The organism is Streptomyces sp. NBC_00670 (assembly GCF_036226765.1).
In the GTDB taxonomy this organism is placed as follows: Bacteria; Actinomycetota; Actinomycetes; order Streptomycetales; family Streptomycetaceae; genus Streptomyces.
The window spans coordinates 997,924-1,024,369 of sequence record NZ_CP109017.1; the positions used below are offsets into that span (position 1 = coordinate 997,924).

At 72.7% G+C, this 26,446-nt stretch carries 21 protein-coding genes; 15 read left to right on the forward strand and 6 right to left on the reverse strand.

The window, feature by feature from the left end:
• The first annotated feature begins 332 nt into the window (after positions 1-332).
• The 7 genes from OIE12_RS04360 to OIE12_RS04390 all read left to right on the forward strand — a co-directional run bounded on the left by OIE12_RS04360 (position 333) and on the right by OIE12_RS04390 (position 9,240).
• Positions 333-4,040 (forward strand): nitrate reductase subunit alpha, encoded by a 3,708-nt coding sequence (locus tag OIE12_RS04360; RefSeq protein WP_329131909.1) that lies wholly within the window; start codon positions 333-335, stop codon positions 4,038-4,040.
• A 34-nt stretch (positions 4,041-4,074) separates the two neighbouring features.
• A complete protein-coding gene (narH, locus tag OIE12_RS04365) occupies positions 4,075-5,592 on the forward strand; it encodes a nitrate reductase subunit beta (RefSeq protein ID WP_329141728.1) in 1,518 nt (505 codons plus the stop codon).
• Positions 5,589-6,401 (forward strand): nitrate reductase molybdenum cofactor assembly chaperone, encoded by an 813-nt coding sequence (gene narJ / locus OIE12_RS04370; protein ID WP_329131911.1) that lies wholly within the window; start codon positions 5,589-5,591, stop codon positions 6,399-6,401. The genes narH and narJ overlap by 4 nt, the downstream gene beginning before the upstream one ends.
• Complete coding sequence (gene narI / locus OIE12_RS04375) at positions 6,398-7,147, forward strand: respiratory nitrate reductase subunit gamma (RefSeq protein WP_329131913.1); 750 nt, start codon at positions 6,398-6,400, stop codon at positions 7,145-7,147. Before narJ ends, narI begins: the two co-directional genes overlap by 4 nt.
• Positions 7,144-7,758, forward strand: coding sequence for a vitamin K epoxide reductase family protein (locus OIE12_RS04380; protein ID WP_329131915.1), 615 nt, complete (start codon positions 7,144-7,146; stop codon positions 7,756-7,758). The genes narI and OIE12_RS04380 overlap by 4 nt, the downstream gene beginning before the upstream one ends.
• Before the next feature lie 180 nt (positions 7,759-7,938).
• Positions 7,939-8,394 (forward strand): Crp/Fnr family transcriptional regulator, encoded by a 456-nt coding sequence (locus OIE12_RS04385; RefSeq protein ID WP_329131917.1) that lies wholly within the window; start codon positions 7,939-7,941, stop codon positions 8,392-8,394.
• A gap of 108 nt (positions 8,395-8,502) precedes the next feature.
• A complete protein-coding gene (locus OIE12_RS04390) occupies positions 8,503-9,240 on the forward strand; it encodes a DUF2249 domain-containing protein (RefSeq protein ID WP_329131919.1) in 738 nt (245 codons plus the stop codon).
• A gap of 167 nt (positions 9,241-9,407) precedes the next feature.
• Here OIE12_RS04390 and OIE12_RS04395 read toward each other — a convergent pair whose 3' ends face one another.
• On the reverse strand, positions 9,408-11,150 hold the full coding sequence (locus OIE12_RS04395; protein WP_329131922.1) for a sensor histidine kinase: 1,743 nt from the start codon (positions 11,148-11,150) through the stop codon (positions 9,408-9,410).
• Positions 11,151-11,428: 278 nt separating this feature from the next.
• Positions 11,429-12,121 carry a response regulator transcription factor gene (locus OIE12_RS04400; protein WP_329131924.1) on the reverse strand — a complete coding sequence of 231 codons (693 nt, stop codon included), beginning with the start codon at positions 12,119-12,121 and terminating at the stop codon, positions 11,429-11,431.
• 240 nt (positions 12,122-12,361) lie between these two features.
• Between OIE12_RS04400 and OIE12_RS04405 the strand changes: the two genes are divergently transcribed.
• The 7 genes from OIE12_RS04405 (at position 12,362) to OIE12_RS04435 (ending at position 21,569) form a co-directional block, all read left to right on the forward strand.
• A complete protein-coding gene (locus OIE12_RS04405; protein WP_329141729.1) occupies positions 12,362-13,651 on the forward strand; it encodes an ABC transporter substrate-binding protein in 1,290 nt (429 codons plus the stop codon).
• Positions 13,652-13,700: 49 nt separating this feature from the next.
• Positions 13,701-14,642, forward strand: a complete 942-nt coding sequence (locus OIE12_RS04410; RefSeq protein ID WP_329131926.1) for a carbohydrate ABC transporter permease — start codon at positions 13,701-13,703, stop codon at positions 14,640-14,642.
• 18 nt (positions 14,643-14,660) lie between these two features.
• Positions 14,661-15,488 carry a carbohydrate ABC transporter permease gene (locus OIE12_RS04415; RefSeq protein WP_329131928.1) on the forward strand — a complete coding sequence of 276 codons (828 nt, stop codon included), beginning with the start codon at positions 14,661-14,663 and terminating at the stop codon, positions 15,486-15,488.
• Positions 15,485-16,528 carry a LacI family DNA-binding transcriptional regulator gene (locus OIE12_RS04420; RefSeq protein WP_329131930.1) on the forward strand — a complete coding sequence of 348 codons (1,044 nt, stop codon included), beginning with the start codon at positions 15,485-15,487 and terminating at the stop codon, positions 16,526-16,528. The genes OIE12_RS04415 and OIE12_RS04420 overlap by 4 nt, the downstream gene beginning before the upstream one ends.
• 64 nt (positions 16,529-16,592) lie before the next feature.
• Entirely contained in the window at positions 16,593-18,527 is a 1,935-nt protein-coding gene (locus OIE12_RS04425) for a cellulase family glycosylhydrolase (protein WP_329131931.1), read from the forward strand.
• The gene (locus OIE12_RS04430) at positions 18,524-20,845 is read left to right on the forward strand and encodes a glycoside hydrolase family 3 N-terminal domain-containing protein (protein WP_329131933.1); all 2,322 of its coding nucleotides are present in this window, start codon (positions 18,524-18,526) and stop codon (positions 20,843-20,845) included. Before OIE12_RS04425 ends, OIE12_RS04430 begins: the two co-directional genes overlap by 4 nt.
• Positions 20,823-21,569, forward strand: a complete 747-nt coding sequence (locus OIE12_RS04435) for a vWA domain-containing protein (RefSeq protein ID WP_329131935.1) — start codon at positions 20,823-20,825, stop codon at positions 21,567-21,569. The genes OIE12_RS04430 and OIE12_RS04435 overlap by 23 nt, the downstream gene beginning before the upstream one ends.
• A 48-nt stretch (positions 21,570-21,617) precedes the next feature.
• Here OIE12_RS04435 and OIE12_RS04440 read toward each other — a convergent pair whose 3' ends face one another.
• Positions 21,618-21,833 (reverse strand): DUF4177 domain-containing protein, encoded by a 216-nt coding sequence (locus OIE12_RS04440; protein ID WP_329131937.1) that lies wholly within the window; start codon positions 21,831-21,833, stop codon positions 21,618-21,620.
• 146 nt (positions 21,834-21,979) lie between these two features.
• Positions 21,980-22,402: a secondary thiamine-phosphate synthase enzyme YjbQ gene (locus OIE12_RS04445; RefSeq protein WP_329131939.1), complete on the reverse strand. Its 423-nt coding sequence runs from the start codon at positions 22,400-22,402 to the stop codon at positions 21,980-21,982.
• 97 nt (positions 22,403-22,499) lie between these two features.
• Here OIE12_RS04445 and OIE12_RS04450 point away from each other — a divergent pair, with 97 nt between their 5' ends.
• The gene (locus OIE12_RS04450; RefSeq protein WP_329131941.1) at positions 22,500-23,585 is read left to right on the forward strand and encodes an NAD(P)-binding domain-containing protein; all 1,086 of its coding nucleotides are present in this window, start codon (positions 22,500-22,502) and stop codon (positions 23,583-23,585) included.
• Positions 23,586-23,662: 77 nt separating this feature from the next.
• Here OIE12_RS04450 and mltG read toward each other — a convergent pair whose 3' ends face one another.
• Both mltG and OIE12_RS04460 read right to left on the reverse strand, forming a co-directional pair.
• Positions 23,663-24,526, reverse strand: a complete 864-nt coding sequence (mltG, locus tag OIE12_RS04455; protein ID WP_329131943.1) for an endolytic transglycosylase MltG — start codon at positions 24,524-24,526, stop codon at positions 23,663-23,665.
• A 43-nt stretch (positions 24,527-24,569) separates the two neighbouring features.
• Positions 24,570-26,372, reverse strand: a complete 1,803-nt coding sequence (locus OIE12_RS04460) for an ABC transporter ATP-binding protein (protein WP_329131945.1) — start codon at positions 26,370-26,372, stop codon at positions 24,570-24,572.
• Positions 26,373-26,446 lie beyond the last annotated feature (74 nt).

Here is a 26,446-nt window from a genome sequence, read left to right on the forward strand (position 1 = left end):
GGTGTGTCCGGCCGCCCGGGTGTCAGGGCGGACGTGGCCGGCGGCCGGACGCCGACCGGACCGGAGGGGGTGGCGGGACGGCCGCCGGGCGGGCCTCGGCCAGGGACGGGGGATGGGGCCGGGCCACCTGTGGGTGCGGTCGTACATTGCGCTGCCTCCGGTTCGGTCGGTGTCAGCCTGCACCTCCCGAGGTCCGCGCCCGGCCCGCCGAGGGGCCCTGCTTCCAGGGCCGTTGGTCCCTGGGGCGGCGGGCCGGGCAGGACCCTTGGGCGTCCGGCCGGGGGCGTTCGGCCCAAGGTCCCGGGCCCCTGCCCCGGCATACGTTTCCGGCCATGGAGAACGACGAGAAGGCACGGCGGCGGCCACCGCACACCGACCGGGACTGGCCGCTGGCCGGCCGCCGGCTGCTCACCCGCGACGAGGTCTCCGCCGACGGGCGCGCCGTGTTCGGCGAGAACGACGGCAAGTGGGAGGGGTTCTACCGGGACCGCTGGGCCCACGACAAGGTGGTGCGCTCCACGCACGGCGTGAACTGCACCGGTTCCTGTTCCTGGATGGTGTACGTAAAGGACGGCCTGATCACCTGGGAGCACCAGGCCACGGACTACCCCTCGATCGGCGCGGACTGCCCCGAGTACGAGCCGCGCGGCTGCCCGCGCGGGGCCTCGTTCTCCTGGTACACCTACTCCCCCAGCCGGGTCCGCTACCCGTATGTGCGCGGCACGCTGCTGAAGCTGTGGCGCGAGGCGCGCCGGAGGCTGGGTGACCCGGTGGCCGCGTGGGCGGAGATCACCGGCGATCCGGCGAAGGCGCGGGCGTACAAGCGGGCCCGTGGCAAGGGCGGCCTGGTGCGGGCGAGCTGGGACGAGGTGGCCGAGCTGGTGGCCGCCGCCCATGTGCACACCGTCAAGGCGTACGGCCCGGACCGCGTCGCCGGGTTCTCGCCGATCCCGGCGATGTCGATGGCGTCGTTCGCGGCCGGCTCCCGCTTCATGTCGCTGATCGGCGGCACGCTGCTGTCGTTCTACGACTGGTACGCCGACCTGCCCGTGGCCTCGCCGCAGGTGTTCGGGGACCAGACGGACGTGCCGGAGTCGGCGGACTGGTGGAACGCCGGCTATCTGGTGATGTGGGGCTCCAACATCCCGGTCACCCGCACGCCCGACGCGCACTTCCTCACCGAGACCCGCTACAACGGCACCAAGGTCGTCGCGGTCTCCCCCGACTACGCGGACAACGTGAAGTTCGCCGACGAGTGGCTCTCCCCGCACCCCGGCACCGACGGGGCGCTGGCGATGGCCATGGGGCATGTGATCCTGCGCGAGTTCCTGGTCGACCGCGAGGTGCCGTACTTCCGGGACTATCTGCGGACGTTCACCGACGCCCCGTTCCTCATCACCCTGCGCGAGGGTGCGCACGGCCTCGTCCCGGACGGGTTCCTGACCGCCGCCGACCTGGGCGGCGAGGCCGCGCGGGAGGAGAACGCGCACTCCAGGACGGTGCTGCTGGACTCCGCCACCGGAGAGCCCGTCGTCCCGAACGGTTCCCTCGGCCACCGCTGGGCGGCAGGGGACAAGGGCCGCTGGAACCTGGATCTGGGCGGTGTCGTACCGGAGCTGAGCCTGCTCGACCGGGCCGGGGAGCGCGTCGAGGTGGCGCTGCCCCGGTTCGACGAGGGAGCCACCGAGGGCGGTTCGGTGATGGTGCGCGGGGTGCCCGCCCGGCGACTCGGCGGGCGCCTCGTCACCACCGTGTTCGACCTGATGCTCGCCCAGTACGGGGTGGGCAGGCCCGGTCTGCCGGGCGACTGGCCGACGTCGTACGAGGACGCGAGCCGGCCGTACACCCCGGCCTGGCAGGAGACGATCACCTCGGTGCCGGCGGAGCAGGCGGCCCGGATCGCCCGGGAGTTCGCCCGCAACGCGGAGCGCACCAACGGCCGTTCGATGATCGCGATGGGTGCGGGCACCAATCACTGGTTCCACTCCGACACCATCTACCGCGCCTTCCTGGCGCTCACCACGATGACCGGCTGCCAGGGCGTCAACGGCGGCGGCTGGGCGCACTACGTGGGCCAGGAGAAGGTGCGTCCGCTGACCGGCTTCCAGCACCTGGCGTTCGCCTTCGACTGGCAGCGGCCCACCCGGCACATGGCGGGCACCTCGTACTGGTACCTCAACACCGACCAGTGGCGCTACGAGGCCTTCGGGCCCGAGGAACTGGCCTCGCCGCTCGGTGAGGGCCGGTTCAAGGGCAAGGCGTTCGCCGACTGTCTCGCGCAGGCGGTGCGGCTCGGCTGGACCCCGGGCCACCCCGGCTTCAACCGCAACCCGCTCGACCTGGCCGACGAGGCGGCGGCCGCGGGCCGGCCGGTCGCCGAGCACATCGTGGACGAACTCGGGTCGGGGCGGCTGCGGTTCGCCGCCGAGGACCCGGACGACCCGGCCAACTTCCCCCGTGTGCTCACCGTGTGGCGGGCCAATCTGCTGGGCTCCTCAGGGAAGGGCAACGAGTACTTCCTGCGCCATCTGCTGGGCGCCGACGCGGCGGTCCGCTCCGCCGAGACCCCGCCCGGCGAGCGCCCCGAGGAGGTGGTGTGGCACGAGGAGGCACCCGAGGGCAAGCTCGACCTGCTGGTCACCATGGACTTCCGGATGACCTCCACCGGTCTGCTCTCCGACGTGGTGCTGCCGGCCGCGACCTGGTACGAGAAGGACGACCTGTCGTCGACCGACATGCACCCCTTCGTGCACGCCTTCACCCCGGCCATCGCCCCGCCCTGGCAGTCCCGCACCGACTACGACACGTTCCTCACGCTCGCCGACCGGTTCAGTGAGCTGGCCGCCACGCACCTGGGCACCCGTACCGACGTCCTCGCCGTCCCCCTCACCCACGACACCCCGGACGAACTCGCCCAGCCGGGCGGGGTGGTGCGGGACTGGAAGACCGGTGAGTGCGAGCCGGTGCCGGGGCGCACCATGCCCAAACTCGTCGTCGTCGAACGGGACTACGCGGCCGTCGCACAGAAGATGCGCGCCGTCGGCCCGCTGCTCGACACGCTCGGCACCACCACCAAGGGTGTCACCGTCCACCCGGACCGCGAGATCGAGGAGCTGCGGCACCGCTGCGGCACCGTCCACGACGGGGTGGGCGCCGGCCGGCCCTCGCTGGCCACCGCGAGCGACATGTGCGAGGCGATCCTCGCGCTGTCCGGCACCACCAACGGGCGCCTGGCGACCGAGGGGTTCCGGGAGCTGGAGCGGCAGACCGGCAGCGAGGGCCTGGTGGAGCTGGCGGCCGAACGGGAGGCGGAGCGGATCACGTTCACCGACACCCGCACCCAGCCGCGCGCGGTGATGACGTCGTACGAGTGGTCGGGCTCGGAGACCGGCGGGCGCCGCTACTCCCCGTTCGTCATCAACGTGGAGCACAGAAAGCCCTGGCACACCCTCACCGGCCGCCAGCACTTCTTCGTCCAGCACGACTGGATGGCCGAGATCGGCGAGCAACTCCCGGTCTACCGGCCGCCGTTGAACGCGATCCGGCACTACGGGAACGAGCACCTGGGCGAGGACGGCCGGGCGGAGGTCACGGTCCGCTACCTCACCCCGCACTCGAAGTGGTCCATCCACTCCAACTACCAGGACAACAAATACATGCTCGACCTGTCCCGGGGCGGGCCGGTGATCTGGATGTCCGTCCCTGACGCCGAGCGGATCGGCGTCAGGGACAACGAGTGGATCGAGGCGTACAACCGCAACGGCGTCGTGGCCGCCCGCGCGGTGGTCACCCACCGGATGCCCGAGGGCACGGTGTACATGTACCACGCCCAGGACCGCAACGTGAACGTGCCGAGGACCGAGGTCAGCGGCAAGCGGGGCGGCATGCACAACTCGCTGACCCGGCTGCTGGTCAAGCCGACCCATCTGGCGGGCGGCTACGCCCAGTTCACCTACGCCTTCAACTACTACGGGCCCACCGGCAACCAGCGGGACGAGGTCACCGTCATCCGCCGCCGCAGCCAGGAAGTGGAGTACTGACGTGCCCCGTGGCGAAGCCACCATCGGCAGGGTCATGGCCCAGATCGCCATGGTGATGAACCTCGACAAGTGCATCGGGTGTCACACCTGTTCGGTCACCTGCAAGCAGACGTGGACCAACCGGACCGGCGTCGAGTACGCCTGGTTCAACAACGTGGAGACCAAGCCGGGCGTCGGCTACCCGCGCCGCTACGAGGACCAGGAGCAGTGGAAGGGCGGCTGGACGCTGGACCGCAGGGGGCGGCTGGTGCTGCGCTCCGGCGGCCGGGTCAAGCGGCTGCTGTCGCTGTTCTCCAACCCGGACCTGCCGGCCCTGGAGGACTACTACGAGCCGGTGACGTACGACTACGACAACCTGATCAGCGCGCCCGCCGGTCCCGATATGCCGGTCGCCCGCCCCCGCTCGGTCCTCACCGGCCGGCCCACCTCGATCACCTGGGGCGCGAACTGGGAGGACGGTCTCGGCGGCGCCCCGGAACACGCGGGCGGCGACCCGAACCTGAGCGGCGAGTGGGCCGAGAAGGTGAAGTTCGAGTTCGAGCAGACCTTCCTGTTCCATCTGCCCCGGCTGTGCGAGCACTGCCTCAACCCGGCCTGTGTCTCGGCCTGTCCGTCCGGCGCGATGTACAAGCGGGTGGAGGACGGCATCGTCCTGGTCGACCAGGACAGGTGCCGGGGCTGGCGGATGTGCGTGACGGCGTGCCCGTACAAGAAGGTGTACGTCAACCACGCCACCGGCAAGGCCGAGAAGTGCACGTTCTGCTTCCCGCGCATCGAGGCGGGGCAGCCCACGGTCTGCTCGGAGACCTGTGTGGGCCGGCTGCGCTACCTGGGGTTGCTGCTGTACGACGCCGACAAGGTGGGCGAGGCCGCGGCGACCCCGGACGAGAAGGATCTGCTGGATGCCCAGCGGAACGTGTTCCTTGACCCGTCCGACCCGGAGGTGATCGCCGCCGCGCGTGCCTGCGGCATCCCGGAGGACTGGCTGGAGGCGGCCCGCCGCTCCCCGGTGTACGCGCTGGTGTCGAAGTACAAGGTGGCGCTGCCGCTGCACCCGGAGTACCGGACCCTGCCGATGGTCTGGTACGTGCCGCCGCTCTCCCCCGTCCTGGACGCGGTCACCTCCGCGGGCGGCAACCAGGACGACCCGGACCACGTGTTCGCCGCCGTCACCCGGCTGCGCATCCCGCTGGAGTACCTGGCGGAGCTGTTCACCGCCGGGGACACGGACGTGGTGGGCGGGGTGCTGATGAAGCTGACGGCGCTGCGCTCGTACATGCGGGAGCGGACGCTCGGCGAGGAGGGCGACGAGGCCGTGCTGAAGGCCGTCGGCCTGACCGCCGCGGAGGCCCGGGACCTGCACCGGCTGCTGGCGGTGGCCAAGTACCAGGACCGGTACGTCGTCCCGGCCGCGCACAAGGAGGACGCGGCCGCGCTGACCGCGATGGAGGACCGCTGCCCGGTGGAGACCTCGGGCGAGCCGGCCGGCGAACGGAAGGTCATGCTCGGCATCCCCACCCTGCGCCGCACCTCACCCGGAGGACACGCATGAGCCCCCTGACCTTCGCCGGTGCCGGCCGCCCGGGGCCCGCCCCGGTCCGTACCCGGCTGCGGGCGGCCGTGCGGCGGCCGTCCCGGCTCACGCCCGCGCAGGCGCGGGAGAGGTCGCTTCTACTGCGGCTGGTGTCGCTGCTGCTGCAGTACCCGGACGCGGAGCTCGCCGCCGCCCGCGAGGACGTGGCGACCTGTGTCGCGGGGCTGCCGCCGTCGGAGTCCGGGGCCCAACTGGCCGCGTTCACCGAGTGGTTCAGTCACGCGGAGCCCGAACTGCTGGAGCGGACCTACGTCGAGACCTTCGACCTGCGCCGCCGCAGCAGTCTCTACCTCACCTACTACCTGCACGGTGACACCCGCCGCCGGGGCATGGCCCTGCTCACCCTGGCGCAGCGCTACCGGGCCGCCGGCCGGCAGGTCGACGGCGGTGAACTGCCCGACCATCTGCCGGTGGTGCTGGAGTTCGCCGCGCTCGCCGGGCCGGGCGCGGGCGAGGCACCCCTGCGTCAGCACCGGCGCGGACTCGAACTGATCCATCGGGCGCTGGCCGACGCGGACTCGCCCTACCGGCACGTGCTGGCCGCGCTGCTCGCGCTGCTGCCGCCGGCCACCGACGCGGACCTCGCGGCGGTGGCGGAACTGGCCGCACAGGGGCCGCCGAACGAGGACGTCGGCCTGGACCCGTACGCGGGCGGCACGTTCGCCCCGCCGAGCGTCTTCGCCCCGCCGGGGACCTTCGTCCCGCCCGAGCAGGCCCCGCCCACCCTCGCGTCCCCCTTCCCGTCGTCCGTGGATGGTCCCCGATGAACGCTTCAGGAACCGACCTGCTGCTGTGGGTCGCCCTGCCCTACATCTGTCTGGCCGTGTGCGTGGTCGGGCACGTCTGGCGCTACCGGCAGGACCAGTTCGGCTGGACCTCGCGCACCAGCCAGCTCCTCGAACACCACTGGCTGCGCTGGGGCAGCCCGCTCTTCCACGTCGGGGCGTTCATGGTGATCGGCGGGCATGTGGTCGGGCTCGCGGTGCCCGCCTCCTGGACCCGGGCGGCCGGGATCAGCGAGCACATGTACCACACGGGCGCCGTGTGGGCGGGCTCGGTCGCGGGCGTCGCCATGGTCGCCGGGCTCGGCATGCTGTGCGCCCGCCGGCTGCTGACCCGGCGGATCCGGCTCGGCACCGACCGCAGCGACAAGGTGCTCTTCCCGCTGCTGTCGGCCACCGTACTGCTCGGCATTGCCGCCACGGCCACGCACAACGTGTTCGGCGGGGGCTACGACTACCGGGAGACCGTCTCGGTGTGGTTCCGGGGCGTCTTCACCCTCCAGCCGCGGCCCGAGGCGATGTCCGGGGCGCCGCTGCTGTTCCAGCTGCACGCGCTGAGCGCCTGCCTGCTCTTCGCCGTCTGGCCCTTCACCCGGCTCGTCCACGTCTGGAGCGCCCCGGTCGGCTACCTCACCCGCCCCTACCTGGTCTACCGGCGCCGGGCCGCGACCGTGCCGCCGGGCAGGACACGTTCAGGCGCGCACAAGGCGGGCACCGGGCGCGCCGCATGAGGACGGCATACCCGGTACACCACCGGTTCCGGGGGCGGCGGATGGGGCTGCTGCTGACCCTGACCGGCGTCGTCGGCTGGCTCGCGGCGTTCCGGCTCGCGGTCGAGGACTGGCGGGTGCTGGAGAACCCGGACTACCAGGTGTCGTGCGACATCAGTCCGGTGGTGGGCTGCGGCAGCACGATGGCGAGCGCGCAGGGCAATGTGTTCGGCTTCCCCAACATGCTGCTGGGGCTCGGCGCGTTCGCCGCCGTCACCGCGCTGGGCGTGGCCGTACTGGGCGGGGCCCTGCTGCACCGCTGGGTCTGGCTCGGGCTGAACGCGGGGGCGCTGGCCGGTGTGGTGTTCGCGCACTGGCTGATCTACGAGTCGCTGTACGTGCTGGGCCGGATCTGCCCGTACTGCGCCGTGGTGTGGCTCGTGACGATCGCGCTGTTCTGGTACGTCACCCTGCGCAACCTGCGGTCCGGAACGATTCCCGTCCCGGCCGCCGGGCGGGGGCTGCTGATCCTGGTCCTGGACACGCACGGGCTGCTGCTGGCCGCCTGGTACGGGCTGATCGCCGTCCTCGTGCTGACCAGGTTCTGGCCGTACTGGAGCGGTCTGCTCTGACGCCGGCCCGACCGGCCTCCGCGAACCGCGCAGGAAGGGCCGGTCGGCCCTGGCGCCACGGCCCTTCCGGGCGGACGCTGAAGAGAGGGCCCCACCGGTGGGGAAGCCCATTGCTGGGAAGCCGCCGGCAGGGCCCCCGACCCCCTCCCGTTCTTCCCCTGATCGAAAGGAGCCGGTGCGATGACCTCCACCACCACCCTGGCCGCGGCCCTGCCGGTCGAACACCGCGAACGGCTGTCGGCCCTCGCCCGTGAGGTCTCCTTCGACGTCGGCACCCGGCTGTTCGAGGAAGGGCGGCGGGCCGACCGGTTCTGGATCATCCGGACCGGCACCGTCACCCTCGACCTGCACGTCCCCGGCCGCCGGGCCGCCGTCATCGAGTCCCTGGGCCACGGCGAACTGGTCGGCTGCTCCTGGCACTTCGGGCCGCACGTCTGGCAGCTGGGCGCCGAGGCGACGAGCCCGGTGCGGGCCCGGGAGTTCGACGCCGAGGCCGTCCGGGCGCTCTGCGCGGACGACCCGGAGCTCGGCCGGGCGGTCGCCTGCTGGGTCGGCCAGGTGGTCGCCCACCGGCTGCACGCGACCCGCGTCCGGCTCCTGGATCTCTACGCCCCGTACGGCAGCGGAACCCGGTAGGAACCGCCCCGCCGGGCGGCCGTCGCACCGGCACATGTAATTTCTCCAAGAGGCACATGTAATAATTGGTGCCGAACCGCAGCGGCCGCAGCGAGAAAGGCAGGCACCATGGCGCCGTCCTCCGAGATCTACATCGAGTCGACCGACACCGATCCGGCCGTCCGGGCACAGAGCGCCCTCCACCGGACGCAACAGCGGCTCCAGGGCCGGCTCGCCACGCTGACCGAGGTCGAACCCGAGGCCGCGGAGGCCGGCGAGTCGGTCCGGGCCGCCCTGACCGAGTTCTGCACGGGCGAGCTGCGGCCTTACCTGGGCGCCGCCGACCGGACCCTGTACGCGACGGCGTCCGGCGCCGCCGAGACCCGGCTGCTGGTCCGCGGGCTGCGCACCACCGGCGGCGTGCTCGACAGTTACGTCGACCGGCTGTCGGCGGCCGGGGACGCCGCCTCGGCCGCCACGCTCGCCCGGGCGATCGAAGCGGTGCTGCGGGCTCACCTGGCGGTGGAGCGGGATGTGCTGCTGCCGGCCCTCGTCGGTCTGCCCGGTGCCGATCTGCCCGCGCTGGTCGGGGATCTGGACACCCTCCTGGCCGGCGGCACCCTGGAGGACCCGGCGGTCGTCGACGTCCGGGAAATCCCACACGGCCGGCGTCACCCGCGGATCTTCGCCCGGTTCGCGCGGCTGGCTCCCGGCGAGTCCTTCACCCTGGTCAACAACCACGACCCCAAGCCGCTGCGGCGGGAGTTCCAGGCCGCCCATCCCGGCGCCTTCACCTGGGAGTACGTCGAGTCGGGGCCCGAGCGGTGGCAGATCCGCATCGGCCGGGAGGCGGGCGCGGACGCCTGAACCGGCACCGTCACCCGTCACCCGGCGAAGGCGCACGCCCACGGCGCACGACGAAGGCCCCCGGCAGACCGCCGGGGGCCTTCGCGTACGCCGTGGGCGCCCGCGCACGCCGCCGTCGTCGTCCGTGCCCGCGCACCGCCGCCGTCAGCGCCCGCGCACCACCGTCGTCACCGTCCCGCCCCGCTCACCGGCGCCTGCCACACCAGCCGGGTCCCGCCGTCCTCGGGCGTGCTCCACTCCAGGTCGCCGCCGAGTTCCCGGGCCCGGGCCGCCATGTTGGCGAGGCCGCTGCGGCGCCCCTCGGCCGGGATGCCCACGCCGTTGTCGCGCACGGTGAGGCGTACGGTCCTGCCGTCGGTCTCCAGCGTGACCTCGGCGCGGTCGGCGTGCGCGTGGCGCGCGATGTTGGTGAGGGACTCGGACAGCACCGCCACCACGTGGTCGGCGGTGTCTCGGGGCACGTGCGTGTCGAGCAGCCCCTCCATCCGCACGCTGGGCGCGAACCCCATGACCCGCGTGGCCTCCCCGACCACCCGCACCGCGCGGGCCCGCAGTCCGGGCGCCGCCTCGTCGTCGTGCGTGCGCAGGCCGAAGATCGTGGACCGGATGATCTTGATGGTCTCGTCGAGGTCGTCCACCGCCCGCAGGACGCGTTCCTTGGCGCCCGCGTGGTCGACGAGGCGCCCCGCGCTCTGCAGGGTCATGCCGGTGGCGAACAGCCGCTGGATGGCCAGGTCGTGCAGGTCGCGGGCGATCCGGTCGCGGTCCTCCAGGACGGCGATCTGTTCGGCGTCCTTGCGGCGCTCGGCCAACTCCATCGCGAGGGCGGCCTGCGCGGCGAAACTCTTCAGGGGCTCCACGTCCTTGCCGGAGAAGCCGGGGGCGCCGGTCCCCCGGGCCAGCAGGAGCACTCCGCGGATGCTCTCGCCCGCGCCGATCGGCACCGCCATCGCCGGGCCGAGGCCCGCGAACCGCGGCGGTCCGGCCGTGACCCGGTCGTCGGTCCCGACGTCGTCGCTGGTCACGGGCGCGCCTCCGGCGAACGCGCGGCCCGTGAGGGTGCCCTCCACGGGCAGCACGAGGCCGCGGTGCGCCTCGGCCTGTCGGCCGATCGCCAGTTCGACGGTGAGGGTGTCGGTGTTCCTGACGGGCGTGGACATCACGGCGAGGGCCGAGCCGGTGATCTCGCGCGCGCGTTCGGCGATCAGGCCGAGCACCTCCGCCTGCGCGGCGCCGGACATCAGGCCGTGGGTGATCTCCGCGCTCGCCCGCAGCCAGCGCTCGCGCAGCCGGGACTCCTCGTACAGCCGGGCGTTGTCGATCGCGACGCCCGCCGCCACGGCCAGCGTGGACAGGACCGACTCGTCCTCCTCGTCGAACTCCAGTCCGCCGCGCTTCTCGGTGAGGTACAGATTGCCGAAGACCTGCTCGCGGACCCGGATCGGGACGCCGAGGAAGCTGTTCATCGGCGGGTGGTGGGCCGGGAAACCGTATGACGCCGGGTGCTCGGAGAGTTTGGCCAGGCGCAGCGGCTCCGGGTGCCGGATCAGCTCGCCGAGGATGCCGTGACCCTCCGGGTAGGGGCCGATGCGGGCGATCTGCTCCTCGCTGACGCCGACGGTGAGGAAGGCCGAGAGGCGTTTGCCGTCGGGGCCGATGACGCCGAGGGCCGCGTACTCGGCGTCGACGAGGGTGGCGGCGGCGTCGACGATGCTGTGCAGCACGTGTTCCAGGTCGAGTTCGCGGCCGACGGAGAGCACCGCCTCAAGGAGGCTGTGCACCCGGTCGCGGGTGCCGCGGGCGGCGTCCAGCCGGGCCTGGAGCTCTTCGAGCAGCTCGTCCAGCCGCAACTGCGGCAGCCGCACGACAGCGGCCTCCGCCGCGCCTCCCGACACCCCGGAGCTCTCCACGCCCAGCCCTCCAAGCCCCGATGACATCCCGCCATCCGCGCACAACACCCACGCCCGAAACAGCACCCACCCGCAACAGTAGCGACCCGACCACGACCGGGCACGGGCTCCCCCGCCCCAGACGGACTGGGAGGCCGACGGGAGCCGGGCAGCCGACGCGGCGACGGCCCGGCGCGGCCTCCCCGCCCTACGGGTGCGCGGAGGGCGCCGACGGGGCCGGCGGCCGACGCGGGCCGGCAGGCCACCCCGGGCCGGGAGGCCGGCGCACGCCGGCGGGATCAGCGGCTGTCGCCGCGTAGCCGGTCGCGGGCCTCCGTGGCGATGACGGCTGCCTGGATGCGGCGCTCCACGCCGAGCTTGGCGAGGAGCCGGGAGATGTGGTTCTTCACGGTCTTCTCGGCGAGGTAGAGGCGCTGCCCGATCTGCCGGTTGGTCAGCCCCTCGCCGATCAGGGCGAGGATCTCGCGCTCGCGGTCGGTCAACCCGGGCAGCGCGTCGGGCTCCTCCGGCTTCTCCTGTCCCCCGCGCAGCCGCGCCATCAGCCTGGTGGTGGCGCTGGGGTCGAGCAGCGACTGGCCGCGGGCGACGGTGCGCACGGCCGAGACCAGGTCGGAACCCCGGATCTGCTTCAGCACATACCCGGAGGCACCCGCCATGATCGAGTCGAGCAGCGCCTCCTCGTCGTCGAACGAGGTGAGCATCAGACAGGCCAGCTCCGGCAGCCGGGAGCGCAGCTCGCGGCAGACGGTCACCCCGTCGCCGTCGGGCAGACGCACATCGAGGACCGCCACGTCCGGACGGAGCGCGGGCACCCGCACCAGCGCCTGCTCGACGGTGGCCGCCTCGCCGACCACCTCGATGTCCGCCTCGTCGTTCAGCAGGTCGTGCACTCCGCGCCGCACCACCTCGTGGTCGTCGAGGAGGAAGACCCGGATCGGGCGCTCGGTCCCGGCCTGCTCGCGGTCCGTCATCGGTCGCTCCTTGTCGCGCTGGGTACGGCTGTACGGGCCATCCTTCCCGGCCACCGGGCTCCCGTGCCAGGGCCGATCGGCCCTGGCACGCCCCGCGCGCGGACGGCCGCCGAAGCGTCCCTGCCCGCCGACGGACCCGGTCCCACCCCTTGACCCCGGCCCCCGCACTCCCTATGGTCCTCCCACCTCCCGAGGTACATCGATTAACCAATCGTTAACCGCTTGGTTGGAGACCCCGCTGTGCGCTCCTCGCTGACCCGGCGCGACCTGCTCGCCGCCGGTACCGGTCTGGCCGCGGCCGCCGCCCTGCCCGCCCTGTCCGGCTGCTCGGCACTGGCCGCGGCGGACTCCGATCCCGACACCCTCGTCGTCCACACCCAGCTCGGCACCACCGCGCCGGGCTCCCCCACCTACCTCGATGCCGTCGACCGCTTCCAGGACGAGAACCCCGGTCTGAAGGTCAAGAACCTCATCAACGGCGACGACCTGGGCCAGGTCTACGAGACCTCCCGGCTGGCCCGCAAGGAGGCCGACGTCGTCATGGTCAACCTCTACGACAAGACCCTGGCCTGGACGGACGTGAACGCCACCGTCGACGTCATGCCCTACCTGGACGACTGGGGGCTGCGCGAGCGGGTGCTGCCCGCCGCGCTGTCCGCGTGGACCGACGACAAGGGCAGGCTCCGTGCCTTCCCCTACTTCGCCACCAACTGGCCCGTCGCCTACAACCGCTCCCTGCTCGACAAGGCAGGCGTCGACGAGATCCCCACCACCGGCGACGCCCTGATCGCCGCCGCCCGCAAGCTCCGCGCCAAGGGCATCGCCCCCGTCACCGTCGGCGGCAACGACTGGACGGGCCAGAAGCTGCTGGCACAGATCATCCAGACGTTCCTGTCCCAGGACGAGGCCCGGCACGTCTACTCCACCGGCGACTTCGGCGTCCGGGGCGCCCGCGAGGGCATCGAGTACTTCACCACCCTGCGCGACGCGGGCGTCTTCGCGGACAAGGCCCAGGGACTGACCTCCGACACGATGACCACGCAGTACAACACGCAGGCCGCGGCGATCGAGTCGGCGATGTCCTCCGCGCTGGCCAAGGTGCCGGACAAAGCGGCCCGGCACACCGAGGTGGGCGGCTGGCCGCTCGCCGACGGGGCGGCGCACGAGCGCCCCACCATCATCCGGGCGTTCACCCTCATCGGGTTCTGGATCAGCCCCAACGGCGTCCGCAAGATCGGGCACGTCGAGAAGTTCCTGCGGTTCATGTACCGGCCCGACACCGTCTCGCGCTTCATCACCGAGAGCGGCCGCGACATGGCCGTGCGCTCGGACACCGTCAGCAAGGACTTCCCGCTGGTGGCGGCCGCCCAGCGGCTCGGCTCCGACGTGAGCGAGGTGCTGCTGCCCGACGTGTACGTGCCGCCCGCCGCCACCCAGCCGCTGATCACGGCGACCAGCACCTCGTTCACCAGGGGCACCGGCCCGGCGAAGGTCCGTGCCGCCCTCGAGTCCGCGTACCGGTCCGCATGACCCGCCGGACCCGCCCCTCCTCGCCGACCCGACCTCCGGGAGTCACCGCATGACGACGCTGACGACGACACCGGACGGCACCTCCGCCCGCCGCCCCGTCCCGCCCTCCTCGCGCGCCTCGGCCCCGCGCACGCTCCGGCAGGGCGGCACCGTCCTCGCCGTGCCCGCCCTGGTGTGGTACCTGCTCTTCATGGTCGGGCCGCTGCTCGCCATCTTCGTGATCGCGGCCCTGCACTGGCCGGGCATGCTGCAACCGGTGTCCTACGCCGGTCTGGACAACGTCCGTACGGTCCTGGACGACCCGGTGTTCTGGGACTCGGTCGAGAACACCGCGATCCAGCTGGCCGTCGCGCTGCCGCTGATGATCGTGTGCGCGTACATGCTCGGCTACTACGTGGCCCAGCGCCCGCCCGGCCACCGCGTCCTGCGCTATCTGCTGTTCATCCCGGGGCTGATCTCGACCCCGGCGAAGGCCATGGTCTTCTACGCGGCGCTGTCCCCGGACGGTCTGGTCAACGGGGCGCTGGAGGGCGTCGGTCTGGGCTCGCTCACCGACGCCTGGCTGGCCTCGCCGTCCACCGCGCTGGCCTGTCTGATCGCCCTGGACGTCTGGAGCGGCATCGGCTTCACGGCCGTCCTGTTCGCCGCCCGGCTGAGCAGCGTGCCGGACGAACTCGGCGAGGCGGCCCAGCTCGACGGGGCGGGGCACTGGCGGACGATGTGGACGGTGCACTTCCCGGTGATCCGCGACTACGTCGGCGTGGTGACGATGCTGCAGTTCCTGTGGACCCTGTTCGGCTCCGCGCAGCACGTCCTGCTGCTCACCCAGGGCGGCCCCGGCACGTCGTCCACGACGCTGTCGTTCCTCGTCTACCAGAAGGCGTTCATCGCCGCGGACCTCGGCTACAGCCAGACCGTGGGCGTCTTCCTCTTCCTCGTCGGGCTCGCCGGGCTGCTGACGATCCGCCGCGTCTTCCGCCAGACCTACTGATCGATCGGAGCGACAACGATGAAGCTCGGCAAACGCTGGCTGCCGGCCCACCTCCTGGTGTGGACGTACGCGGTGCTGCTCGTGGTCCCGCTCTACTACTTCCTCGCCTCGGCGTTCAAGTCGAACGACGACATCTTCGCGCACCCCTTCGCCCCGCCGTCCTCCCTCGGCCTCGGCAACTTCCGCACCGCCTTCGACAACGGCGACCTGGGGCTCGCGGTCGTCAACTCGGCGCTGGTGACGGTGTTCTCGCTGGTGCTCACCCTGCTGCTGGCGATCCCCGCCTCGTTCGCCCTGGCGCGGTCGACGGGGCGCCTGGCCGGGCTCATCGAGAAGGTGTTCTCGCTGGGCTTCCTGATCCCCACCTTCGCCGCCCTGTTCCCCACCTTCCTGCTCGCGGCGGCCACCGGGCTGTTCCACACCCGCACGTTCATGGTGCTGTTCCTGCCCGCCACGGCGCTGCCGCTGTCGGTGGTGATCCTCGTGCAGTTCATGCGGACCATCCCCGCCGAGATGGAGGAGGCAGCCCGGCTCGACGGGGCGTCCACGTTCGCGGTGCTGCGGCACGTGTACACCCCGATGTGCCTGCCGGGCATCGCCACGGTCCTGCTGCTGAACTTCCTGACCTTCTGGAACGAATACCTGTACTCCCTGGTCATCATCGGCCCCGACCCCTCGCAGCGCACGGTCCAGGTGGCGCTGCCCACGCTGAAGTCGATCACCGGCACGGACTACGGCGTGCTCACCGCGGGCACCGTGCTGACCCTGATCCCGGTCTGGGTGGTCTACACGGTGCTCCAGAAGCGCATGCAGCAGGCCCTGGTCAGCGGCGCGGTGAAGATGTGAGCGCGCCCACCGGACGGGCGGCCCGCCGCCCCACGATCAAGGCGGTCGCGGCGGCGGCCGGCGTCTCCACCGCCGCCGTCTCCCAGGCCTTCAACCACAAGGGCCGGCTCTCCGAGGCGACCCGCCGCCGCATCCTCGACGCGGCACTGGAGCTCGGCTGGTCCCCCAGCGCCCCCGCCGCCGCCCTGCGCAACGCCCGCACCCGCAGCCTCGCCCTGGTGGTGCGGCGCCCCACCGACGTGCTGGGCTCCGACCCGCACTTCAGCGAGCTGATCACCGGCATAGAGGGCGAACTCGCGCCCCGCGGCTACGGTCTGCTGCTGCACCTGGTCACCGGCCCGCCCGAGGAGCACGCGCTGTACGAGCGGCTCGCCGCCGAGGGCCGGGTGGACGGCGCCGTCCTCACCGACGCCCGCGACGACGACCCCCGGCCCGCCCTGCTGGCCCGCCTCGGCCTGCCCGCGGTCCTGCTCGGCTCGCCGGACGGCACCGCCGTCGTCCCCCGGATCGGCCTCGGCGACCAGGGCGCCGGGGTCACGGAGGCCGTACGGCACCTGCTGGGCCTCGGCCACCGGCGCATCGCCTACGTCGCCGGACCGCCGGAGCTGCAGCACACGCGGGTGCGCCGGGCCGCCTTCGAGGACGCCCTGCGCGAGGCCCGGCTGCGCCCGTTCGCCGTGCTGCACACCGACTTCAGCGAACGGCGGGCGGTCGGCGCCACCGAGGCACTCCTCGACGCCGCCGACCGGCCGACCGCGCTCGTGTACGCCAACGACTCCATGGCCGTCTGCGGCATTGGCACCGCGCAGCGCGCCGGGCTGACCGTCCCCCGAGACGTGTCCGTCGTCGGCTACGACAACCTGCCGCTGGGGAGCTGGCTGCATCCCCGGCTCACCACCGTCGACCAGCAGGTGCAGCGGGTCGGCGCCGCCGCCGCGCGCATGCTGCTCGCCCTGTGCGGCGAGGACGTCGAGGAGCCCGCCCTCACCGGACGGCCGCGGCTCGTCGTCCGCGAGTCCACCGGACCGGCACCCGGCTGACCCGCACGGCCCTCACGACCACCCCGCACCACCCGTACCCGATCCCCTCCCCGCGAGAAGGACCATGCGACGCCACAGCGCCCAGCTCACCCACCAGTCCGACGTCCTGCCCTGGCTCGGCGCCAACTTCTGGTCCCGCACCGGGGGTCCGCTGATGTGGCGGAACTACGACCCGAAGACCGTCCGCGAGGAGCTGCGGGTACTCGGCGAGCACGGGCTGACCATGACCCGGTCCTTCTTCTACTGGCCCGACTTCCACCCGGAGCCGCACCGGATCGACGAGGAACTGTGCGCGCGGTTCGAGGACTTCCTCGACGCGCACCGGGAGGCGGGCATGGGGACGGTGCCCACGTTCATCGTCGGGCACATGTCCGGGGAGAACTGGGACCCGGCCTGGCGCGGCGGCCGGGACCTGTACGAGGACGTGTGGATGGTGGGCCGGCAGGCCTGGTTCGTGCACCGCATGGCCCGCCGCTTCAAGGACCACCCGGCGGTCACGGGCTGGCTGATCACCAACGAGATGCCCGGCTACGGGCGGATCTACCAGGTCGACCCGCCCTCCTCCGACGTGGTGACGGCGTGGGCGCAGGCCATGTGCCACGCGGTGCGCGCGGCCGGCGCCACCCAGCCGGTGTCGCTGGGCGACGGGGCGTGGGGCATCGAGGTGACCGGCCGCGACAACGGCTTCTCGCTGCGGGAGACCGCCGAGTACGTCGACTTCGTGGGCCCGCACGTGTACCGCTCGGACACCGACCGGCCACGTCAGCACTACCGCGCCGCCTTCGAGTGCGAGCTGGCCTCGGTGACCGGGCAGCCGGTCGTGCTGGAGGAGTTCGGCCTGTCCACCGACACCGTCTCGGCGGCCAACGCGGGGGTCTTCTACCGCCAGACCCTGCACAACTCGCTGCTCGGCGGCGCCACCGGATGGATCGCCTGGAACAACACCGACTACGACGACCTGTGGGACCGGTCCCCCTACGACCACCACCCCTTCGAGATGCACTTCGGCATCACCGACTCCACCGGCGCACCGAAGCAGCCGTTGCGTGAACTGGCCGCTTTCGCCGAGGTGTTGCGGGCCGTCGACTTCGCCCGCTGCACTCGCGCCGACGCCGACGCCGCCCTGGTGGTGCCCGCCTTCCTCGAACGCGGCTACCCCTACAGCCGCCCCGCCGACCGGCCGCTCATCTTCACCTCCCTGCACCAGGGTTACGTCACCGCGCGCGCCGCCGACCTGCCGGTGGCCCTCGCCCGCGAGGCCGACGGACTGCCCGGCGACGCCGCCCTGTACCTGCTGCCGGCCACCCGCCAGCTCACCACCCGCACCCGCCGCGAGCTGGCCCGCCGGGCGGAGGCGGGCGCCACCGTCTACCTGTCGTTCTGCTCCGGCGAGCACCCGGCCACGCGGGGCCCCTGGTTCGACGACCTCGACGGACTGTTCGGCGTGGAGCTCCAGTTGTCCTACGGCGTGGCCGAGCCGATCGAGGACGACGTGCTGGAGATGACGTTCACCGAGGACTTCGGCGGACTGCGGGCGGGCGAGGTGCTGCGGTTCCCGGTCGCCGGGAACGAGGACAGCCGCGCCTATCTGCCCGTGGTGCCGCGAGCGGCCCGTGTCGTGGCGGTGGACGCCCACGGCCGGCCGGCGCTGCTCGTGCACGGGACGGGGGCGGGGCGCACGGTGCTGGCCACGTACCCCCTGGAGCACATGGCGGCCCGCACCCCGCGCGCCAACCCGGACGCCACGCACCGTCTGTACCAGGCGCTGGCGGAGGTCGCGGGCATACGACGGCCGGTCACGGTCACCGATCCGCACGTCTCGGCGGATGTGCTGGTGCACGCCGACGGACGGCGTTTCGTGTGGCTGGTCAGCCAGAGCGCCGCGCCGCTGACCGTCACCCCCGCCGCCGAGGGCACACTGCACACGCTGGAGGGCGGCGCCCCCGTCGCGGACGTGGCGCTCGACGCGTACGGGGTCGCCGTGCTGGAACTGCGATGACGCTCCCCCGCTATCGGGATGCCGCCGCCCCGGTGGCGGACCGGGTCCGCGACCTGCTGGGCCGGATGACGCTCGCCGAGAAGGTCGGCCAGGTCAACCAGCGCATGTACGGCTGGCACGCCTACGCGCGCGCCGGGGACGGCCACCGCCTCACCTCCGCCTTCCGCGCGGAGGTCGCCGCCTTCGACGGCATGGGCGCGCTGTACGGGCTCCAGCGGGCGGACCCCTGGTCCGGCGTCGGCTTCGCGGACGGGCTGGACGCGCGGGACGGCGCCCGGATGGCGGCCGAGGTGCAGGCTTACGTCCGCGAGCACACCCGGCTCGGCATCCCGGTCCTGCTGGTGGAGGAGATGCCGCACGGCCACCAGGCCCTGGACGGCACCGTGCTGCCGGTGAACCTGGCGGTCGGCGCCACCTGGGACCCGGAGCTGTACGCCGAGGCGGCCGCGGCCGCCGGTGCCGAACTGCGCGCCCGGGGCGCGCACGTGGCGCTGGTGTCCGCGCTCGACCTGGTGCGCGACCCGCGCTGGGGGCGGGCCGAGGAGTGCTTCGGGGAGGACCCGTACCTCGCGGCCCGGCTGACCGGGGCGCTGGTCGAGGGGGCGCGGCGGGCCGGGGTGGGCGTGGTGCTCAAGCACTTCGCCGGCCAGGGCGCCACGGTCGGCGGCCGCAACAGCGCGGCGACGGAGCTGGGGGTGCGGGAACTGCACGAGATCCATCTCCTGGCGGCACGGGCGGGCGTCGCGGCGGGCGCGGCCGGGGTGATGGCGGCGTACAACGAGTTCGACGGCCTGCCGTGCGCGGCGAACAAGTATCTGCTGACGGAGCTGCTGCGGGAACGCTGGGGCTTCGACGGCGTCGTCATGGCGGACGGCACCGCCGTGGACCGCCTGGTCCGGCTCACCGGCGACCCGGTGTCGGCCGGCGCCCTGGCCCTGGACGCCGGCTGCGATCTGAGCCTCTGGGACGACTGCTTCACGCGGCTGGGCGAGGCGGTGGAACGCGGTCTGGTGTCCGAGGCGGCGCTGGACGCGGCGGTGGCCCGCGTCCTCACGCTGAAGTTCCGCCTGGGCCTGTTCGAGGCGCCGGTGCCGTCGGCCGGAGGTGAGAGCCTGCCGCTGCCGGTTCTGGGCGAACGCCTCGCCCGTGCCTCGGTGACACTGCTGTCCCACGAGGGCGGGGTCCTCCCCCTGTCCCGCGCGGTACGGCGGCTCGCGGTCCTCGGCCCGAACGCCGACTGTCTGGCGCAGCAGCTCGGCGACTACACGGCACCGCAGCGGCCCGGCGCCGGCATCACCGTCCTGGACGGCATCCGCGTGGCGGCGGCGCCCGGTACGGAGGTGGTGCACGCGCGGGGCTGCGCGCTGGTGGGCGACGACGTGTCGGGCGTCCCGGCGGCCGTCTCGCTCGCGGCCGGTTCCGACGTGGCGGTGCTGGTCCTCGGCGGCTCCAGCGCCCGCTCCGCCGACACGGTCTTCGACGCGAACGGGGCGGCGGTGACCGGTTCCGGGGCGCCGTCCGGCATGACGTGCGGGGAGGGCGTCGACCTGGCGGACCTCGCGCTGCCGGCCGGTCAACGGGCGCTGCTGGAGGCGGTGGCGGCGACCGGCACCCCGGTCGTCGTGGTCCTGGTCCAGGGCCGCCCGCACGCCGTACCGGACGTCACCGCCACCGAGTCGGCCGTACTGAGTGCCTGGTACCCGGGGCCACTGGGCGGACGCGCGGTGGCCGACGTCCTCTTCGGCGTCTGCGAGCCACGCGGCCGCCTCCCGGTGTCCGTCCCCCGCTCGGCCGCCCAGCTGCCGGTCTTCTACAACGCCAAGGACCACCGCTACCGGGGCTACGTCGACCAACCCGCCCTGCCCCGCCACGCGTTCGGCCACGGCCTGTCGTACACGACCGTCGAGTACGGCCCGCCCCGCCTGTCGGCGCACCGCGTGGACGCCGGCACCCCGCACCTGACCTGCCGGGTCACCGTCCGCAACACCGGCCCCCGCCCGGCTTACGAAACGGTCCAGCTCTACCTCCGCCGCCTCACCGGTGCCACGTCCTGGCCCCGCGTCCGCGAACTGCGCGGCTTCACCCGCCTGACCGTCCCTCCCGGCACCGAGGCCGAGGCGGTCTTCACGATCGACGGCAACACCCTGGCCTCCGTGGACCGCGCCCTGCATCTCACGGTGGAACCCGGAGAAGTGCTCCTGGAAACGGGCCCGGCGTCGGACCGGACGCAGGGGGTCCGATTGGAGATCACGGCAACCGCCACGGATGCCGGCGGACAGGCTCCATCATGGGGCGATGGTCTCGACGAACGGCATTGAGCGCACGGCGGGTGTCAGCCTCACCACGATGCGGGAGAAGGCACCCGACCTGGTCGATCTGTACAAGGCGGCGGGCTCCAGCGTCCGCAGACACGGACTGGAGGACGTGCGGGCCGCGGTGTACCTCGTGCTGGACCGCTCCGGGTCCATGCGGCCCTACTACCGGGACGGCACCATGCAGCACCTGGCCGAACAGGTGCTGTCCCTGTCCGCCCACCTGGACGACGACGGGACCGTGCCGGTGGTGTTCTTCTCCACCGACGTCGACGGCTCCACGGACCTGGCCATCGGCGGACACCGGGGCCGGATCAACAAGCTGCACGAGAACCTCGGCCACATGGGACGCACCAACTACCACTGGGCGATGGACGAGGTCATCGACCACTACCTGGAGTCCGGCAGCGACTGCCCCGCCCTGGTCGTCTTCCAGACCGACGGTGGTCCCACCAGCAGACAGGCCGCCGAACGCTACCTGTGCAAGGCCGCCCGTCTGCCGCTGTTCTGGCAGTTCATCGGCTTCGGCGACCCCGACGACAACGAGTTCGCCTTTCTGCGCAAGCTGGACACCCTCGCCGTTCCGGCCCGCCGCGTCGTCGACAACGCGGGCTTCTTCCATGCCGGACGGACGCCGCGGGCCCTCGCGGACCAGCGGCTCTTCGACCGGTTGCTGCGGGAGTTCCCCCAGTGGCTGACCGCCGCGCGGGAGGCCGGGGTCGTGCGGTGAGGAGTCGCATCGCACCGTGCCGGTTCCGCGCCGCGCGGAACGTTCCGGTCAGCCGCGCGGGCGCTCGAAGGTCAGCAGCAGCCCCTCGACGGCACCGGGGCCTATGCGCCCCTTGACGTCGGCGGCGGTGAGGGCCTTGAGCTGCCAACCGTCCTCGGCGTGCTTGTTCAGGACCTTCTCCAGCTTGTCGCTGTCCAACGCGTCCCCGACCAACGACTCCCGGAAGGTGACGACCTTGTACTCGTACGCGTAAGAGCTGCTCATGGTTGCGCGGTCCTCCTGCCGGCCAGGCCGGATAGGCGTCGGATTGCCGGGGCCAGCCAATCATCCCCGGCCTTCCCCACGCACGGCCGGGCACCAGCTCCGCTCGGCACGGAGCGCTCACCGGGCCGCCCCTCACCCGCGGACGGTCACCCCAGGAAACTCAGCCGGACCTGGCGGTCGGGATTGTCCTCGTTCGTGTCGACCAGGCAGACGGACTGCCAGGTGCCGAGCTGGAGGGTGCCGTCGACGACCGGGAGGGTGGCGTGGGGCGGTACGAGGGCCGGGAGGACGTGGTCGCGGCCGTGGCCGGGGCTGCCGTGGCGGTGCTGCCAGCGGTCGTCGGCGGGCAGCAGCGTGTGCAGGGCGGCGAGCAGGTCGTCGTCGCTGCCGGCGCCGGTCTCGATGATCGCGATGCCCGCGGTGGCGTGCGGGACGAAGACGTTCAGCAGGCCGTCGCGGCCCGCCGCGGTTTCGCGCAGGAAGGCCTCGCAGTCGCGGGTGAGGTCGACGACCCTCTCCGAGCTGCCGGAGGACACGTGCAGAACATGGGTGGCGAAGGCATCGGGCATGCCCCCATCCTCACCCGCGCGCCCGCTTTCACACCTCCCGGCTCGCCCGCCGGGGCGGGGCGGGAAGAGCGGCACCCCGAACGAGGTTAGTAGAAACATGAACGACACTGGGGTGCGCGAGGTCGAGGTCGTGGTCGTCGGTGCCGGGCAGGCGGGGCTCTCGGCCGCCTACCACCTGCGGCGCACCGGCTTCGAGCCGGAGACCGGTTTCGTGGTCCTGGACCACGCCCCGCGCCCGGGCGGCGCCTGGCAGTTCCGCTGGCCCTCGCTGACGTACGGCAAGGTGCACGGGATGCACTCGCTGCCGGGCATGGAGCTGACGGACGCGGACCCGGGGCGCCCCTCCTCCGAGGTGATCGCCGACTACTTCGCCGCGTACGAACGCACCTTCGATCTTCGGGTGCGGCGCCCGGTCGACGTCCGCGCCGTACGGGAGGGCGTGGGCGGCCGGCTGCGCGTGGAGTCCTCCGCCGGCGTCTGGTCGACGCGTGCGCTCATCAACGCTACCGGCACCTGGGACCGGCCGTTCTGGCCGCGCTACCCGGGCCAGGAGACCTTCCGCGGACGGCAGTTGCACACCGCCCAGTACCCGGGCCCCGAGGAGTTCGCCGGACAGCGGGTGATCGTGGTGGGCGGGGGCGCGTCCGGGACCCAGCACCTGATGGAGATCGCCCCGTACGCCGCCGCGACCACCTGGGTCACCCGGCGTCCGCCGGTCTTCCGCGACGTTCCGTTCACCGAGGACCTGGGGCGGGCGGCCGTGGCGCTGGTCGACGAGCGGGTGCGCCAGGGGTTGCCGCCGAGAAGTGTCGTCTCGGTGACCGGGCTGCCGCTGAACGACGCGATACGGCAGGCGCTCGCCGACGGCGTCCTGAACCGCCGGCCGATGTTCGACCAGATCACGGAGAGCGGCGTGGAGTGGGACGACGGGCGGCGCGTGGACGCCGACGTCATCCTGTGGGCAACCGGGTTCCGGGCCGCGGTCGGGCACCTCGCCCCGCTCCGGCTGCGCGAGTCGGGCGGCGGCATCCGCGTCGAGAACACCCGCGCGGCGGCCGACCCCCGCGTCCATCTCGTCGGCTACGGCCCCTCGGCCAGCACGATCGGGGCCAACCGGGCCGGCCGGGCGGCGGTACGCGACATCCGTCGGCTGCTGGCGGCGGAACCGGCGGCAGCCGCCTGAGCCGCCCCTTCGGGGCCGGCACGGGCCGGGTGGTCCGGGCGCGGGCCGGGCGTGTGCCCGGCCCGCGGGCGGTCGCGTCAGTGCGGCGCGGTGGACGACGGCGTGCCGCTCGCCCGCAGCCGGTTGAGGTCGGCCACGTTCCGCCGGTGTTCCTCGTAGCTCGCGGTGAAGCGGGTGTCGCCCGGCTTGACGGTGACGAAGTACAGCCAGTTCCCGGGCGTCGGGTGCAGCGCGGCCCGCAGCGCGTCCTCGCCCGGGTTGGAGATCGGGGTCGGCGGCAGCCCCATCCGCCGGTACGAGTTGTAGGGGCTGTCGATCTTCGTGTCGGCCGTGGAGACGACCGGTGCGAAGCGGTGCAGCGCGTAGTTGAGGGTCGAGTCCATCTGCAGGGGCATGCCCCGCTGGAGCCGGTTGAGGACGACCCGGGCCACCTTGCCCATGTCCGCCTTCCGGTCGGCCTCCGCCTGCACGATGCTCGCTACGGTGACCGTCCGGTAGGCGGTGCTCGCGGTGGGCCGCGCCCCGGCGGTGCTCGGGCCGCCGTCGAACTTGTCGTGGGCGGTGTCGACCATGAACCGCAGCAGGGACCTCGGCGTCGTCCTGTCGTCGATCGGATACGTCGCCGGGAAGAGGTAGCCCTCCGGGTTGCCGTGCGCCTCCGCCGGCAGCCTCAGGTCCGCCTTGGGTACGGACTTCGCGGTGCTGCCCGCGGGCAGTCCGAGTGCCTTGTCGACGGCCGTGTAGACCTGGCTCGCCCGCCGTCCTTCCGGGATCAGGAGTGTCCGGGGCCGGTGTTCCCGGTCACCGCCGCCCAGGGTCAGCAGCGGTACCGCCACGGCGGCGGCCGCGAGGACGGCTCCGGTCGCGACGAGGGCGGCACGGCCGCGGCGGGTCAGACGGACCGTGCTCCTCGTCTTCCATGGCGGGATGTGCGTCGGCATACGGGCACCGTAACGCGGGTACCGCCACAAACCTGGCATATCGTCATCCTGTCGGCTCCAGTTGGGCGTCCCGGTGGACGAGTGCCGCGTACCGGCCGCCCCGGGCCAGCAGTTCCTCGTGCGTCCCGCGTTCGACCGCGTGCCCGGAGTCGAGGACGACGATCTGGTCGGCGCCGCGGATGGTGGAGAGCCGGTGGGCGATGGTCAGCGTGGTGCGGTTGGCCGACAGCGCGTCGATGGCCTCCTGCACGGCGTGCTCGGTGCGGGTGTCCAGGGCGCTGGTCGCCTCGTCGAGGATGAGCACGGGCGGGTCGCGCAGGATGGTGCGGGCGATGGCGAGGCGCTGTTTCTCCCCGCCGGAGAACCGGTGGCCGCGCTCGCCGACGACCGTGTCGTACCCGTCGGGCAGGGACGCGATGTGGTCGTGGATCTGTGCCGCCCCGGCCGCCGCGTACAGCTCCTCGTCGGTGGCGTCGGGCTTGGCGAATCTGAGGTTGTCGGCGACCGAGGCGTGGAAGAGGTACGTCTCCTGGGAGACGACGCCGACCGCGCGGGCGAGCGTGTCGAAGTCGAGGTCGCGCACGTCGACGCCATCCAGGGTGACCCGGCCGCCGGTGACGTCGTACAGCCTGGGCACCAGGTAGCTGAGCGTGGACTTGCCGGAGCCGGTGGGGCCGACGACGGCGAGACTGCCGCCCGCCGGAACGCGGATGTCGATGTCCCGCAGGACGGGTCCGCCCTTGTCGTCGTAAGCGAAGGTGACGTCCTCGAAGCGGATCTCGCCCCTGACCTTGTCCAGGTGGACGGGGTTCTCCCGCTCGGTGATGTCGATGGGCAGGTCGAGGTACTCGAAGATGCGCTGGAACAGCGCCAGCGAGGTCTGGATCTGCACACCGGTGGCGAGCAGGCTGACGGTCGGCCGGAACAGGCCCTGCTGCAGCGAGACGAAGGCGACCAGCGTGCCCAGGGAGATCGACGGTCCGCCGATCTGGAGGGCGATGCCGGCGACCCAGTAGATGAAGGCGGGCATGGCGGCCATGACGACGCTGATGACGGCCATGCGCCAGCGCCCGGCCATGTTCGACCGCACCTCGAGGTCGACGAGTCCTTCGGACTCCTTGGCGAACGAGTGGGTGAGGGAGTCGGCGCGGCCCATGGTGCGGCCGAGCAGGATGCCGCTGACGGAGAGCGACTCGGTGACCGTGGCGGCCATGGCGGCCATCTGCTTCTGGCGCTGGGTGGCGATCCTCTTGCGTTCCCTGCCCACCCGGCGGCTGATCCAGACGAAGACCGGCAGCAGGAGCAGCGAGGCGACCGTGAGCCGCCAGTCGAGGGCGACCATGGCGATGACGGTGGCGACGACGCTGGTGACGTTGGAGACCAGAGACGTCGCGGTGGAGGTGACCGTCGCCTGCATGCCGCCGATGTCGTTGGCGATGCGGGACTGCACCTCACCGGTGCGGGTGCGGGTGAAGAACGCGAGCGACATGCGCTGCAGCCGGCCGTAGACCTCGGTGCGCAGGTCGTGCATGACACGCTGGCCGACGGTCGTGGAGACCAGGGTCTGCAGGACGCCGAAGACGCTGGTGACGACGGCGCTGAGGATCATGCCGAGGGCCAGCAGGCTCAGCAGTCCGGTGCGGCCCTGCGGGATCGCGACGTCGAGGATCTCCCTGAGCAGGAAGGGGGTCGCGACGGCGACCAGCGAGGAGGCGCCGACCAGGAGGCCGACGACCGCGAGCCGGCCGCGGTAGGGCTTGAAGAGTCCGAGGATGCGGCGCACCTGCCGGGGCTGGTCGGTCGAGGTGCCGGGGGACGGGGTCCAGGTGATGTCGTCGTGGGGCATGGCTCCTACGGGTGGTGAGACGTCGATGACAGACGGAGCATAGCTCATTGTTACCTATACTCACAATGAACTTG

Coding starts and splice junctions, on each gene's coding strand:
- OIE12_RS04360 (WP_329131909.1), top strand. CDS start 333: ATGGAGAACGACGAGAAGGCACGGCGGCGGCCACCGCACACCGACCGG.
- narH (WP_329141728.1), top strand. CDS start 4,075: ATGGCCCAGATCGCCATGGTGATGAACCTCGACAAGTGCATCGGGTGT.
- narJ (WP_329131911.1), top strand. CDS start 5,589: ATGAGCCCCCTGACCTTCGCCGGTGCCGGCCGCCCGGGGCCCGCCCCG.
- narI (WP_329131913.1), top strand. CDS start 6,398: ATGAACGCTTCAGGAACCGACCTGCTGCTGTGGGTCGCCCTGCCCTAC.
- OIE12_RS04380 (WP_329131915.1), top strand. CDS start 7,144: ATGAGGACGGCATACCCGGTACACCACCGGTTCCGGGGGCGGCGGATG.
- OIE12_RS04385 (WP_329131917.1), top strand. CDS start 7,939: ATGACCTCCACCACCACCCTGGCCGCGGCCCTGCCGGTCGAACACCGC.
- OIE12_RS04390 (WP_329131919.1), top strand. CDS start 8,503: ATGGCGCCGTCCTCCGAGATCTACATCGAGTCGACCGACACCGATCCG.
- OIE12_RS04400 (WP_329131924.1), bottom strand. CDS start 12,121: ATGACGGACCGCGAGCAGGCCGGGACCGAGCGCCCGATCCGGGTCTTC.
- OIE12_RS04410 (WP_329131926.1), top strand. CDS start 13,701: ATGACGACGCTGACGACGACACCGGACGGCACCTCCGCCCGCCGCCCC.
- OIE12_RS04415 (WP_329131928.1), top strand. CDS start 14,661: ATGAAGCTCGGCAAACGCTGGCTGCCGGCCCACCTCCTGGTGTGGACG.
- OIE12_RS04425 (WP_329131931.1), top strand. CDS start 16,593: ATGCGACGCCACAGCGCCCAGCTCACCCACCAGTCCGACGTCCTGCCC.
- OIE12_RS04430 (WP_329131933.1), top strand. CDS start 18,524: ATGACGCTCCCCCGCTATCGGGATGCCGCCGCCCCGGTGGCGGACCGG.
- OIE12_RS04435 (WP_329131935.1), top strand. CDS start 20,823: ATGGTCTCGACGAACGGCATTGAGCGCACGGCGGGTGTCAGCCTCACC.
- OIE12_RS04440 (WP_329131937.1), bottom strand. CDS start 21,833: ATGAGCAGCTCTTACGCGTACGAGTACAAGGTCGTCACCTTCCGGGAG.
- OIE12_RS04445 (WP_329131939.1), bottom strand. CDS start 22,402: ATGCCCGATGCCTTCGCCACCCATGTTCTGCACGTGTCCTCCGGCAGC.
- OIE12_RS04450 (WP_329131941.1), top strand. CDS start 22,500: ATGAACGACACTGGGGTGCGCGAGGTCGAGGTCGTGGTCGTCGGTGCC.
- mltG (WP_329131943.1), bottom strand. CDS start 24,526: ATGCCGACGCACATCCCGCCATGGAAGACGAGGAGCACGGTCCGTCTG.
- OIE12_RS04460 (WP_329131945.1), bottom strand. CDS start 26,372: ATGCCCCACGACGACATCACCTGGACCCCGTCCCCCGGCACCTCGACC.